The following is a 13,237-nucleotide window of genomic DNA, read 5'->3' as shown; positions in this document are numbered from 1 at the left end:
CCGTCAGTCGCGGCTGAGCCAACCCATCACCCAGCGGTTGAGCGCCGGCGGCGACAGCTGGCCGGACCAATACATCGCCCGGAACAGCGCGCCGATGGGCCGGTGCACCTTGTCGCTGTGGGCCTGGCGCCAGGCCGCCGCGGCGATGTCCTCGGCCTTCAGGCGCACGCCCAGGCGGCGCAGCACCGGCGGCTCGTAGCCCTGGCTGGTGACCATGGGCGTGCGCACGAAGGGCGGCATCAGGTCGGCGACGCGGATGCCATGGCGCCGCCATTCCAGCTCCAGCGCCTCGGTGAAGCCGCGCACGGCGAACTTCGAGGCCGAGTAGGTGGCCATCTCCGGCACCCCGTACAGCCCCGAGGCCGAGCCCATGTTCAGCACCTGGGCGCCGGGCGTGGCCTTGAGGTGCTCGAAAGCGGCATGGCAGCAGTTGAGCAGGCCCTGGACGTTGATCGCCAGCAGGCGGGCGTGGTCCTGCGCGGGGATTTCCTCGAAGCGGCCGAAGCGCAGGATACCGGCGCAGTTGAACAGCAGGCGCAGGCGGCCGTCGCCGGCGCCGACGAAGTCCGCCACGGCCGCGCGCACCGCCGCCGCATCGGTCACGTCCAGCGCCCGCTGCCAGGCACCGCCCAATTCGGCGGCGAGCCCGGCCAATGCCTCGGCGTTCATGTCCAGCAGGCCGACGCGCCAGCCGCGGGCATGGAACAGCCGCGCGCTGGCCGCGCCTATGCCCGAAGCCGCCCCGGTGATGAGGATGCCGTGCATCAGCGCCCTCCCCCGAGGTGCCGGCCGAGGAAGCCCGCCACCTCGCCCAGGGCCTGGTCGGCGATGCGCAGCACCCCGGCGTGGGCCTGGAACACGTGCCAGCAGTCGCGGTAGCGCTGCAGGGTGACGTCCACTCCCCGCTTACGCGCCGCGCCGGCCAGGCGCAGGCTGTCATTGCGCAGCACCTCGTCCTCGCCGACCTGGATCAGCAGCGGCGGCAACCCGGCCAGGTCGGCGAACAGCGGCGACAGCTGCGCCGAGTCGCGCGCCACGCCGGGCGGGCAGAACATCGCGATGGCGCTGTCCACCCAGGCGCGGCTGATCAGCGGGTCGCCGGCCTTTGGCTGGTGCCACTGGGTGCAGCTGACGTCGGTGACCGGCGAGAACACCACCAGCGCGCCGGGCAGCGGCAGGCCGCGTTCCTTCAGCGCCACGGCCAGTTGCAAGGTCAGGTGGCCGCCGGCCGAATCCCCGGCCACGGCCAGCCGCGCCGGGTCCTGGCCGCGCGCCAGCAGCGCCTGGTACACCGCCAGGGCATCTTCCAGCGGCGCCGGGAAGCGGTGTTCCGGGGCCAGGCGGTAGTCCGCCGCGCACACGTCGAGGCGGCCCAGGCGCGCCAGGTTGGCGGTGATCGCCCGGTGCGTGGCCGGCGAGCCCACCAGGTAGGCCCCGCCGTGCAGGTAGAGCAGCGTGCGGCCTTCGCTCTGGCCCGCGCGCTGCCATTCGCAGGGCACCCCGGCGATGACTTCCGCGCTGCGCTGCACGCCGCGCGGGGTCAGGGTCGCGGCAGTAAGCGCGCTCAGCACCCGGCGCTGCATCGACACCGGGATCGACGGGCGCATCAGCCCGCGGAACAGCAGGCGCAGGGTGCCGCGCAGCAGGCCGGCGAGCAGGCGCTGCGAGGTGGAAACGGGCGGTGCGAACTCAACGGGCGCATTCATAGTCGGCGAACTCCGGCTGGCGAGTCTGTTGGCGGTAGCGGAAGGTGAAGCCCGGCCAGTTGTTGGTGTTGCGGCCGGCGGCGGTCTTGTACCAGCTGTCGCAGCCGCTCTCCCACACGGTGTGCTGCAGGCCGTGCTGCAGGGCCTGGTTGTAGGCGCGCTGCACCTCGGGCTTCACGTCCAGGTAGCGCAGGCCCTGGCGGTCCAGGTGGCGCAGGCAGGCCAGCACGTAGGGGAACTGGCTCTCCAGCATGTAGACGATGGAGTTGTGCCCCAGGTTGGTGTTCGGCCCGTAGAGGATGAACAGGTTGGGGAAGCCGGCGACGCTGATGCCCTTGTAGGCCTCGGCGCCCCCGGCCCAGGCCTGCTCCAGCCAGCGCCCGCCCAGGCCCTGGACGCGCAGCGGGGCGAGGAACTCGGTGGCGGCGAAGCCGGTGCCGAAGACGATGGCGTCCACCGGGTGGCGCTGGCCGTCGCGGGTGACGACGGCGTCCCCGGTCACCCGCTCGATGCCGCTGTCGATCACCCGCACGTTGTCCCGCGCCAGCGCCGGGTAGTAGTCGTTGCTGATGAGGATGCGCTTGCAGCCCAGCGGGTAGTCCGGGACCAGCCGCCGGCGCAGCTGCGCGTCGGCGATGCCGCGGCGCAGGTGCAGGCGGAAGCTCAGCTGCATGAACTTCATCAGCGGCGGGAAGGTGGAAAAGGCCAGCACCCGTGCCTCGTGCTGCAGGTACTTGAGGCCGCGGTCCAGGCGCTGCAGCCAGGGCAGGCGCGCCTTCAGGCGGCGCTCCCAGGCGGCGTAGGGGCGATCCGGCTTGGCGATCACGTAGGGCGCGCTGCGCTGGAACAGCAGCAGCTCGGCCACCTGCGGGGCGATGCGCGGGACGAACTGGATGGCGCTGGCGCCGGTGCCGATCACCGCCACGCGCTTGCCGCGCAGGTCGGCGCGGTGGTCCCAGCGCGCCGAGTGGAAGGCCACGCCCTTGAAGCCGTCGAGCCCGGCGATGCGCGGGTACAGCGGCCGGCTCAGTTGGCCGGTGGCGCAGACCAGGGCGCGGGCGCGCAGCGTCTGCCCGTCGGCGCAGCGCACCTGCCACTCTCCAGCGGCCTCGTCGAAGCTGGCATCCACCGCCTCGCAGCCGAAGCGGATGCGTTCGCGCAGGCCATACTTGTCGGCGCAGTGGCGCAGGTAGTCGAGGATTTCCCCCTGCGGGGCGAACTTGCGGCTCCAGTCGGCCTTGGGCTCGAAGGAGAAGGAATACAGGTGCGAAGGCACGTCGCAGGCGGCGCCGGGGTAGCTGTTCTCGCGCCACACGCCGCCGACGTCGGCGGCCTTTTCGAGAATCAGGTAGTCGTGGATGCCGGCCTGTTGCAAGCGGACGGCCAGGCCCAAGCCGCCGAAGCCGGCGCCGATGATCAGCACGCGCAAGGGTGCCGGATCACGGGAAGTATTGTGCATTGTTGTGCTCCCGGTTTGGCTGGACGGCGGCCGCGCGGGGCCTGCCGTCATCCGCCGCGCTGGCGGATGAGCATAGGCTAGTGCCGCCGGCGGCGCCGGTTTATGGCATAGTCGGACATTAAATTGTGATTTCCGGACAAGACGGAGCCCGCGATGCCCGAGCAGCCCCGACCCAGCCGCCGCAGCGCCCTGAGCGTGCAACTGCTCACCCAGTTCGGCCTCGACCATGGCCTGGCGCTGGAGGACTGCCTGCACGGCAGCGGCCTGGACCTGGCGGTGCTCGCCGACCCGGCCCGCGAGATCGACGCCGCCTGCGAGCTGCAGGTGCTGCGCAACCTGGCGCAACGGCTGCCCGCCGGCAGCGGCCTGCAGGCCGGCCTGCGCTACCACCTGAACGCCTACGGCATCTGGGGTTTCGCCCTGCTCAGCAGCCCGACCTTCCGCAGCGCCGCCCTGCTCGGCCTGCGCTACCTGGGGCTGACCTACGTGTTCACCCGCCTGGAATTGCTGGAGGACGGCGCCGAGGCCCACCTGCTGCTGGACGACAGCGGCGTGCCGAAGGACGTCCGCGCCTTCGCCTGCGAACGCGACCTGGGCGGCGTGCTGCGCATCCAGCGCGACCTCACCGGGCGCCCGCTGCCGATCCTGCGTGCCGAATTCCGCCGCCCCCGGCCTGCCGACGGCAGCCTGTACCTGGCCGAGCTGGGCGTGGAACCGGCGTTCGGCCAGCCCGCCAACCGCATCGTCTTCGCCAGCGCCGCCCTCGACCTGCCGCTGCCCGGCGCCAACCCGCAGGTGGCGCGGCACTGCGAGGAAGAGTGCCGCGCGCTGCTGGCCCGCCGCCAGGAACTGGGCGGCCTGGCCGGGCGCATCCGCGACCGCCTGCTGCGCACGCCCGGGCGCCTGCCGGACATGGAGCAGGTGGCGGAAGAACTGCACATGACCTCGCGCACCCTGCGCCGCCGCCTGCAGGACGAGGGCAGCAGCTACCGCGCCCTGCTCGACGAGGTGCGCCAGGCCCTGGCCGAGGAACTGCTGGGCACCGGCGCCATCCGCCTGGAAGAGATCGCCGAGCGCCTGGGCTATGGCGAGGTGTCCAACTTCATCCATGCCTTCAAGCGCTGGAAGGGCGTGCCGCCGGGGCGTTTCCGCGGGCGCTAGGCCTCGATGCCCAGTTGGCGCAGGGCCTCTTCCAGGTGCTCGATGAAGGCGAGGATCTTGCGCGTGGCGCGCCTGTGGCTGGGGTAGACGGCGAGGATGCGCTGGCCGAAGGCGTCGGGGTCGAAGTGGTAGTCCTCCAGCACGCTGCGCAGGCGCCCGTCGCGCAGGTAGGGCTGGACGCTCCACAGCGGGCAGGGCATCAGGCCCCTGCCCTTGAGGCAGGCGGCCAGCAGCAGTTCGTGGTTGTCGCTGCTCAGGCGCCCCTCGCGCAGGATGGAGAAGCGCTCGCCGTCGCGCTCCAGCCACCAGCGGGTATCCAGCGCCGGGTGCCAGTAGGTCAGGCGGTCGTGCTCGGCCAGCTCCAGCGGGTGCCGGGGCTCGCCGCGGCACGCCAGGTACTCGGGGCTGGCGCAGAGCACCAGGCGGTTCTCCACCAGCGGCCGCACGATCAGCCCCGGCAGGTTGCTGTGGCCCAGGCGCAGGGCCAGGTCGTAGCGGCCGTCGAGCAGGTCGACGTAGCTGTCGCTCAGGTCCACCTGCAGGCGCAGTTGCGGGTGCTGGATGAGGAAGTCGGCGCAGACGTCATTGAGGAAGGCCGCGCCGAAGGCCAACGGCGCAGTGATCCGCAGGCTGCCGCGCAGGCTGTGCTGCAACTGGCCGATCTCCTCGGCGGTCTCGTGCATGCGCGCCAGCACTTCGCGGGCGCTGTCCAGGTACAGCTGCCCGGCCTCGGTCAGGGCCATGCTGCGGGTGGTGCGCTCGAACAGGCGCGCGCCGAGACTGGCCTCCAGCTGGCCGATGGCCTTGGTCACCGCCGAGGGCGTCTTGCCCAGTTGCTCGGCGGCGCGGCTGAAACTGCCGGTCTCGGCGCAGGCGACGAAAAGGGCGAGGCTGCTGAACCTGTCCATATTCTTTCCAGATTTTCACAAGTCTTGTGCCAGCGACTGGCTTTCGGGAACTAGCCCCGGGCCATTAGCCTCTTGCCCAGACCAATAAAAATCAACCACCAAGCAAGGGGGAAGCATGCGAAGGCTCATCAAGGGCGCACTCGCTGTCGCAATCACACTGGGCACTTTGGAAGCCCACGCACAAACCGCCGACCTGATCCTGTACAACGCCAAGGTCTTCACCGCCGAGCCCGGGCAGCCGCTGCAACAGGCGCTGGCCATCGCCGGCGACAAGGTGCTGAAGGTCGGCAGCGACCAGGAAGTACGCGCCCTCGCCGACGCCCACAGCCGCCAGGTGGACCTGGGCGGCAAGCTGTTGATGCCCGGCTTCATCGACAGCCACTCGCACGCCATCTTCGGCGGCCTGGAGCTGATCGCCGCGAGCATGGAGGACGAGCAGGTCGGCCTCGACGAACTGGCGCAACGCCTGCGCGAGGCCCGCGACAACGGCAAGGCTCGGGTCGGCGACATCCTGGTGCTGAACGGCATGCACTCCAGCTACTGGTCCCAGGCCGAGGGCCTGGCGAAGATTTTCAATGCCGGCGAATGGGCGCAGGTGCCCATCGTGCTCATCGGCAGCGACCACCACACCGCCTGGGCCAACGCCGCCATGCTGCGCCGCGCCAGGCTGGACGCGGCGCTGGTGCGCTCGCTGCCGGCCACCGAGCAGCAGAACATCGGCCACGCGCCGGACTTCACCCCCAGCGGCTTCGTCGTCGACTCCGGCTTCGACCGCGTCGCCGCGGCCATGCCCGCCGCCGACCAGCAGACCCTCGACCGCGCCGGCCTGGCCGCCGTGCAGTACAACAACAGCCTGGGCATCACCGCCTGGATGGACCCGGCGGCCAACGGCAGCCCGGGCCAGGCGCTGTTCGACATCAAGCCCACGGAACGCACCGTCGGCGTGCTGCCGGTGTACCGCGACCTGGCGCAACAGGGCCGGCTCAGCGCCCACGTCGCCGCGCTGCTGGTGGTCAACCCGAAGAGCCGCCCGGCGGACCTGGCGGTGATCGACAAGGTGCGCCAGCAGTTCCAGGGCATCCCCAACCTCAGCCTGCCGGGCATCAAGGTGTTCGCCGACGGCGTGCTGGAATACCCGGCGCAGTCCGCCGCGCTGCTGGAGAACTACAGCAACCTGCACAAGCCCGGCGAGCTGCTGCTCGATCCGCGGCACTTCGGCGAGCTGGTCAGCGCCGCCGATGCTCGCGGCTGGCTGGTGCACATCCACGCCATCGGCGACCGCGCGGTGCGCGAGTCGCTCAACGGCATCGCCCAGGCGCGCAAGGACTGGCAAAGCGGCGTCACCCACTCCATCACCCACCTGCAACTGGTCAACCCGGCGGACTTCCCGCGCTTCAAGCAGTTGGGCGTGATCGCCTCGATGCAGCTGGACTGGGCCACCGCCGAGGACTACACCCTCGACCTGGTCAAGCCCTACATCGCCGACGACGCCTTCCGCTACATGTACCCGGCGAAGTCGCTGCTGGACGCCGGCGCCACCATCGCCGGGGCCAGCGACTGGCCGGTGTCCACCCCCGACCCGCTGAAGGCCATGTACCAGGCGGTGACGCGCCAGGGCCCGAAGGGCGTGCTCAACCCCGAGCAGCGCATCGACCGCCAGGCCATGTTCTACGCGTACACCACCAATGCCGCGAAGGCCATAGGCCTGGGCGAGAAGATCGGCAGCCTGGCCCCCGGCAAGCAGGCCGACCTGGTGGTGCTCGACCGCGACCTGTTCAGCGTCCCCGACGCCGAACTGGGCGAGGCCAAGGTGCTGCACACCCTGTTCGGCGGCCGCGAGGTCTACCGCGCCGACGGCCAGGAAGCGCTCTGACGCCGTTCGCTCCACTGCCGGGCTGAAGCCCGGCCCTTCCCGCCGCCCCTTCCCTTTCGCTTCCCGGCTCGCCGGCGGGAGGGGGCTGCGCGGGCTTTTTTCCTGCCCACACAAGCACAGCCCACACAAGCACAACAAAGGGTAAGTCCATGAAGTACAAAGCACTCGTCCTCGGCGCGGCGCTCGCCTGCGCGCCTTTCACCAGCAGCCATGCGCTGGAGCTGACCGAGGACCTCTCGGTCCAGCTGGAGGCCACCCTGGCCAGCGACTACCGCACCCGCGGCATCTCGCAGACGCAGAACGACCCGGCCATCCAGGCCGCCGCCACCCTGCAGCACAGCAGCGGCCTGTACCTGGGCGTGTGGAGCTCCAACGTCGACTTCGGCTACGGCCTGAAGACGCGCCAGGAGCTGGACTACTACGCCGGCTGGTACTGGCAGGCCACCGACGCGGTGAGCCTGGACCTGGGCTACATCCAGTACCGCTACCCGAAGGAAGGCCAGTTCAACCAGAGCGAGGTCTACGCCGTCCTCAACGCCTACGGCTTCGAATTGGCCAGCTATTACTCCAAGGACATCACCACCTACGTCGGCAAGGACCAGAGCCAGCTCTACAGCTACGTCGGCTACGGCTTCGAACTGCCGGCCGGTTTCCAGGCCAAGCTGCGCTACGGCCGCAACGACGCCAAGGACCCGCTGTACCTCGCCGGCGACGGCGGCACGCGCAGCACCTATCACGAATGGGAGGCAAGGCTGGACAGGGAGTTCGCCGGCATCGACTGGTCGCTGAGCTACATCGACACCGACCTGTCGCAGAGCGAATGCTTCAACTGGCAGGGCTTCAAGGACATCTGCACGGCGACCGTGGTGGCGCGGGCGACGAAGCGGTTCTGACGTCGCGGCGGGTCGCGCCCGGTGACACGAGCGGCCCCCATTCGCGAGCCGTCGTAGGATGGCATTGAGCGAAGCGATACCCATCACCCCCGACTGCATGGGTTTCGCAAGCTCAACCCATCCTACGAAAAGCACCTCGGCGTAGCCGGCAAGACAATTGCTCCTACAATGTGTGGGGCGCATAACGCCGACGGCGGATAACCGCGAACGGTTATGCGCCCTACGGTGCCCCATTCCCCTGCGTGCGCCGAGCTGCTCTTCGTAGGACTCTGTCCGCGATAGCCGGACATCCCGGCGCGATTCGCGGATGAGATCCGCTCCGCCCCGACTCAAACGAAAAGGCCGCACATCCTCGGATGCACGGCCTTTTTTGCTCCCCCCGGCTCTCAACGGGCCGAGGCGGCCTCGCGCCGGCCTGGGCTGCGCAGCGCCGGCGTCTCGCTCAGCGGCATGCTCTCGGGCCGGTAGCCCAGGCGCAGGCCGCCCCAGTGGCGGCCGTTGACGAAGATCGGCACCGACAGGTCGTGCATCTGCTCGCCGGTGTCGCGGCAGTAGGTCTGCAACAGCAGCGCCTGCTGGTGGCTGCCGCAGCGGATCCCGGTGCGGTCGTCGAACAGGCGCTTGCTGCGGCTCTTCAGGCGGTCCACCTCGGGGTCGCCGGTCGGTGCCTGGGCGAAGGCGCGGTTGTGCGTCGGCACGTAGCCCTCGGCGGTGCAGGCGATGGCGAACACCAGGCCCTCGTGGCGCTGCAGCAGGTCTTCCTGGATCTTCGGCAGCACCTCGTCGGTGTAGCGGTCGAAGCGCGTGCTGTACTTCTGCGGCTCGGTGCCCGGAATCGGCTGGTAGTGGCGGTCGAACAGGTCCTCGGCGGAAATCCGCCCGTCCTCCAGGTCGGCGGCGAAGCGCGCGCCTATGCTCGATGCGCCTTCGCGGGCCAGGTCGTAGACGCGCTGGTGATAGTCGTCCAGGCCCACTTCGGCCAGGCGCTCGCTGATGGCCTCGGCCTGGGCCTCCAGGTGCACAGCGGCGTCGGCCAGGCGGTGGGTCTGCTCGTCGCTGACGCGGATGTCGGCGCGCATGCGCTCCACCGCGGCGAACAGGTTGTCCAGTTGGTGGCGGTTGATCTCCGCGCCTTCGGCGATCTCGGTGATCTGCCGCTCGACGCCGGCGGCCAGCCCGGCGATGCCTTCCAGCTGCCCGCCGGTACGCTCCACCTGGGCCACGCCTTCGTCGAGGTCGGCTGCCAGTTGGAGAATCTGCTCGGCGACCTGGGCGGTGCGCTGCTGGATGTCCTCGACCATCTGCCCCACCTCCTCGGTGGCCTCGGCGGTACGCGCAGCCAGCCCGCGCACTTCGTCGGCGACCACCGCGAAACCGCGGCCGTGCTCGCCGGCGCGGGCCGCCTCGATGGCGGCGTTGAGGGCCAGCAGGTTGGTCTGGCTGGCGATCGACTGGATCACCTGGGTGACGCGCTGGATGTCCTCGCTGCGCTGGCTCAGCGCCTCGATCAGCGCGCGGCTTTCACCGGCGCGACCGCTGAGCTGGTGCATGCGGGCGATGGCCTGCTGCAGCTCGCTGCGCCCGACATCGCTGCCGGCGCGGGCCTGGGTGGCGGCGTCCATGGCCTGGCGCGCCAGGGAAGAGGTGGCGCGCTCGGTGTGAATCATCACCTCGGCGCTGCCGACGATCTGCTCGGCCGCCGCCAGTTGCGACTCCAGGCGCTCCACCAGGCGCTGCACCGAGTAGGACACGCCGGCGGCGGACAGCGCATTGTGGCTGGTGCTGCGGGACAGGTCGCGGGTCAGCGCGGCCAGTTCCGGCGCGGCGGCGGATACGCCGGGCAGACTGCGCCGCTGGCCGACGAACCACGGCAGCCAGAGCAGCGCGAAACCGAGCAGCAGGCACAGCGACAGCGGCCAGCCGCCCAGCGACTGGGCGATGAACAGCGCGAGAAGGCCGGTGGTCTGCAGGGAAAGAACGAGGAAGATACGCGAACGCGTCGGGTCCATGAGGGCACCTCTCCAGCCATCGCCCGCCCCGTGGAACACCCGGGTTGGCGCAGGCCCTGAATTATTGTTGTCAGGGCCATTAGGCGACCATTTGCCGGCCGCGGCTATCGTCCCTTAGTCGGTAGTGTGGCCGTCATTGCGGGGCGGTGCACTGTTGCGCTTCGATCCACAGCCTTACCGAGCCCCTGAGCACAGGACACTGCCGACCAAGGGAGTGGAGAGCCGGCGGAGGAATTAGCGTTCCCGACAGCAATTCCTACAGCGCCTAGTCCCGGCCATCCGAGATAAAAAGCGAATAATCGGATGCAATGCTGCAAGACATGACAAAAGCAAACGACATGTCATTTTCGGCTCCTTGGCTTCAGAACAGCAAAAGGAGACGTCCATGAACCAATTGGAAGGCTGGGCTCCGCCGGCGCGGGCCTGGGGACCCTGGATAGTCATCGGCGAACAGATGGGGGGCCCACTCTCTTACAAAGTCGAATTCGAAACTATTTCAGGCAGCTCGACCTTCGACGCCGAGATTCGTTATTTCCAGGGAGGCACTGAAATGAGCGATATCGTCGTTGGCCCGGGAACACACAATTTCACCAGCGGCATCTGCGTCTGTGTATCTCGGATCAGGTTCAGAAGCCACAGCGTCGGGCAAGTGATTGCCATTACCGTTCGTTAGGGAATACCGAGATGAAAAAGACCATCCTGCTTCCCGCAATGTTTCTGGTTGCGGCCTGCGCCAGCACAGCTGAGGAAGGGGTCCTGTTCAGTGTCGAGAATCGCAGCTATCTGCTGACACGAGAATGCGTCAAACGCTCCGAGGTATCACACGACCTTGAGGGGCATGCCTATGTACAGGTCGAACTGACCGATCCCTGTGCAACTTCACTGGCCGGTTTCCTGAATGCAGAGCGAGGTGCCCTGCTTTCCGTTTCGGTCAAAGGACAATATCTGTCGAGATCATTGCCGATCCTTGGCGAGTTTCAGGCCAGAAGCCTGAGAATCTCCAGTCCGGATACAAAGCTGGCAATCGAGGTCGAGCGCTTGCTGTCTCCACCTCGATAAACCCGACTTATTGAGATGAACCGGACTGGTAGCTGTTCACCACGCAGCCATTGGCGTCGTAATTGATGCTGAAGAAGTTCAGGTACTTGTCGTTCCAGTAGGTGCTGCTGCCGGCGCCGTGGGCGCTGGCCTGCTTGCTCGGGGTGCCGAACATGCTCTCGATTTCCTTGCGGCTCATGCCCGGGACGATTTCCTTGCGCACCATGGCGGTCCGCAGGTCGCGCTCGGAAAGCCCGGTGGAGCAGCCCGGCCGCTCCTCCGAGCCACCCACCACGGTCACCCGCGTGCCACCGGCCGGAGCCGGGGCCGCCGGCTGCTGCGCCGGATAGGCCCCCGCCGGAGCGTAATCCGCAGCCGGCGCCTGAAGCGCCGGCTGCGCCATCACCGCCCCCTCGCCGCCGCCACTGGGCCGGCGGTTCTCCACGTTCAGCTCGACGCCGGCGTTGCCGCCGTTGGGGCAGGCCTGCTTGGTGAAGGTCACCTTGCCCTGCGCATCGACGCACTTGTAGATCGTATCCGCCTGCGCCCAGGCGGCGCAGAACAGCAGCGGAACAGCAACGAGAACACCCTTCATACAGCCTCCCTGGCTGATCAATGGCAGATTGACACCTCAGACCGCCGCGCCGGCGAAAGTTCCAAGGCCGATACACGAAATCCTAACCGCATCGCCAGGAATAACCCACGCCCGGGGGCTCCGTGCTTTCTGCCAGCGTCCCTTCACCGATCCCGAACCTGCCCCGCCGCTCACCCTATCGCCGTGAATCATTTGCGCCACTGTCTTTTCGAAAAAGTCAGATATGAGTCCATCAGGAAATACATTTTAATTGATGGCGCAAGAGCAGAACTCTTGCAATCGCGACGCAACCATCGCACCCCTTGAGGCGCAATCAAGTCACTCCTAGGCCTGTCATTGTATGCCGGCTCTTGATTGCGCCTTCTTTTTTACTCTTGCCTTGGCTTTGCGATCTGCATCCCTGCAAGTGAACTACCGGCAGCGAGTCCTGTACGAGCGCCCGATAGAACTGTCGCGGGAACAGATCGAGCAGTTCCGGAAGCCGCTCAAGGACAACCACCGCCCAGCCCTTGGACTGGAAGGGCGCGAGATCGACGAGGACTAGAATCCGCACTAAAACATAGCGTGTTGCCTACCGGCTATCACCCCTGCCCCGAATGTCTTCCAATTATTCATTTAGTCGTCAGGCATGGATTTAATCAGACACGTCATATTTTCTCTGGTTTGAAACAGGTATCTACTTGCCCCTGTAACATTCGAAGAAACAAAACTCACTCATTCGATTGAAGTTTCCGGCCACTCCGCCGGTCTTTCGAGAAAAGTTTCATCTATGGAAAGGCAACATGATTCGACCTGCAGGATAAAAAGCCGATGTTCGAATCATTGTCGGCGAAACGAAAGACCGACCTCCGTCACCAGTTACATAAAGTTTTCGCTGCCCTCTCCAGACCTTGTTTCCCAGAATAAAAACACCATCCCATCAGGAGCAGGCCATGACACAACTCTCCACGCATCCCGTCCACCCTCCCTCAAGAAGAAGTGTTGTGCGCCGCTGGCGATGGGCCTATCGCAAGATCAAGCGCCTGGAGTGCTCGTACGCCACCGCCTGTTATCGGGCCACCCGCTATGCCCTGCTCGGCTGTACCGGATACTTCTTTTGCAACAGAGGCCTGCTCAAGGTTCACATGCCTCACTCGTGCCGAGGCCACAGGAACTCACGCGGCTCGGCAACTCGCCGCTGACTGGCGCTGGATGGCCAGCCCCGCAGAGCCTTCCACCGACGACCTTCGCCTGAAACTATCCGTCTGAACGAAATCGTCCGCCAGGACTGCGGCGCCCGGGCGCTTTCACCAGGACGGAACGGGGTCATATGGATTTCCGGCAAGTTCCGGATCAATCCCATACGCTCGTCGAGCCCGGGCCGCTACATTGCTCGCCGCGCTCCAGTGCTCCCGTCATCGGATCGATCCCTTCATTGCGACGCCTTCCCTCCGGAGCCGAACCCGGACCAGTCGCAGAAGGGATTCAGGCATCTGCCGCAATGCCCTTGACGGAAACGCCCGCCCCGCCAGCCACCTGCCCGCCTCGCGGCGAAGTCAGGCCACCCCTGGCCGGCACGAATACTGGAGAGCCCCAGCAGCTACCAGGGAAGTAGC

At 67.5% G+C, this 13,237-nt stretch carries 11 protein-coding genes; 5 read left to right on the top strand and 6 right to left on the bottom strand.

Going from position 1 to position 13,237, the window contains the following annotated elements:
• Positions 1-3 precede the first annotated feature (3 nt).
• From PcP3B5_RS11105 to PcP3B5_RS11095, 3 genes are read right to left on the bottom strand one after another with little or no spacing between them, the layout of a single operon-like run.
• The gene (locus PcP3B5_RS11105) at positions 4-765 is read right to left on the bottom strand and encodes an SDR family oxidoreductase (protein ID WP_043266879.1); all 762 of its coding nucleotides are present in this window, start codon (positions 763-765) and stop codon (positions 4-6) included.
• The gene (locus PcP3B5_RS11100; RefSeq protein WP_061561276.1) at positions 765-1,706 is read right to left on the bottom strand and encodes an alpha/beta hydrolase; all 942 of its coding nucleotides are present in this window, start codon (positions 1,704-1,706) and stop codon (positions 765-767) included. Before PcP3B5_RS11100 ends, PcP3B5_RS11105 begins: the two co-directional genes overlap by 1 nt.
• Complete coding sequence (locus PcP3B5_RS11095; RefSeq protein ID WP_061561275.1) at positions 1,690-3,165, bottom strand: flavin-containing monooxygenase; 1,476 nt, start codon at positions 3,163-3,165, stop codon at positions 1,690-1,692. The genes PcP3B5_RS11100 and PcP3B5_RS11095 overlap by 17 nt, the downstream gene beginning before the upstream one ends.
• Before the next feature lie 153 nt (positions 3,166-3,318).
• Between PcP3B5_RS11095 and PcP3B5_RS11090 the strand changes: the two genes are divergently transcribed.
• Entirely contained in the window at positions 3,319-4,326 is a 1,008-nt protein-coding gene (locus tag PcP3B5_RS11090) for an AraC family transcriptional regulator (protein WP_061561274.1), read from the top strand.
• On the opposite strand, the gene PcP3B5_RS11085 is transcribed toward PcP3B5_RS11090, so the two are convergent.
• Positions 4,323-5,234 (bottom strand): LysR family transcriptional regulator, encoded by a 912-nt coding sequence (locus PcP3B5_RS11085; protein WP_061561273.1) that lies wholly within the window; start codon positions 5,232-5,234, stop codon positions 4,323-4,325. The genes PcP3B5_RS11090 and PcP3B5_RS11085 overlap by 4 nt on opposite strands.
• 115 nt (positions 5,235-5,349) lie before the next feature.
• On the opposite strand from PcP3B5_RS11085, the gene PcP3B5_RS11080 reads away from it, so the two are divergent.
• Together PcP3B5_RS11080 and PcP3B5_RS11075 are read left to right on the top strand one after the other, a co-directional pair.
• Positions 5,350-7,107: an amidohydrolase gene (locus PcP3B5_RS11080; RefSeq protein ID WP_061561272.1), complete on the top strand. Its 1,758-nt coding sequence runs from the start codon at positions 5,350-5,352 to the stop codon at positions 7,105-7,107.
• Positions 7,108-7,256: 149 nt separating this feature from the next.
• A complete protein-coding gene (locus tag PcP3B5_RS11075; protein ID WP_061561271.1) occupies positions 7,257-8,000 on the top strand; it encodes a TorF family putative porin in 744 nt (247 codons plus the stop codon).
• Positions 8,001-8,386: 386 nt separating this feature from the next.
• Here PcP3B5_RS11075 and PcP3B5_RS11070 read toward each other — a convergent pair whose 3' ends face one another.
• Entirely contained in the window at positions 8,387-9,622 is a 1,236-nt protein-coding gene (locus tag PcP3B5_RS11070; protein WP_370686625.1) for a methyl-accepting chemotaxis protein, read from the bottom strand.
• Positions 9,623-10,394: 772 nt separating this feature from the next.
• Between PcP3B5_RS11070 and PcP3B5_RS11065 the strand changes: the two genes are divergently transcribed.
• Positions 10,395-10,682 (top strand): colicin Z C-terminal domain-related protein, encoded by a 288-nt coding sequence (locus PcP3B5_RS11065; protein ID WP_043266896.1) that lies wholly within the window; start codon positions 10,395-10,397, stop codon positions 10,680-10,682.
• Between the two features lie 11 nt (positions 10,683-10,693).
• Positions 10,694-11,068 carry a hypothetical protein gene (locus PcP3B5_RS31365; protein ID WP_145923881.1) on the top strand — a complete coding sequence of 125 codons (375 nt, stop codon included), beginning with the start codon at positions 10,694-10,696 and terminating at the stop codon, positions 11,066-11,068.
• 7 nt (positions 11,069-11,075) lie between these two features.
• On the opposite strand, the gene PcP3B5_RS11060 is transcribed toward PcP3B5_RS31365, so the two are convergent.
• Complete coding sequence (locus PcP3B5_RS11060; RefSeq protein WP_058489099.1) at positions 11,076-11,642, bottom strand: DUF4124 domain-containing protein; 567 nt, start codon at positions 11,640-11,642, stop codon at positions 11,076-11,078.
• Between the last annotated feature and the right edge of the window lie 1,595 nt (positions 11,643-13,237).

It is taken from the genome of Pseudomonas citronellolis (assembly GCF_001586155.1).
In the GTDB taxonomy this organism is placed as follows: domain Bacteria; phylum Pseudomonadota; class Gammaproteobacteria; order Pseudomonadales; family Pseudomonadaceae; genus Pseudomonas; species Pseudomonas citronellolis.
Note: the sequence above shows the minus strand (reverse complement) of the source record. Positions and strands in the feature narration are given on the sequence as shown.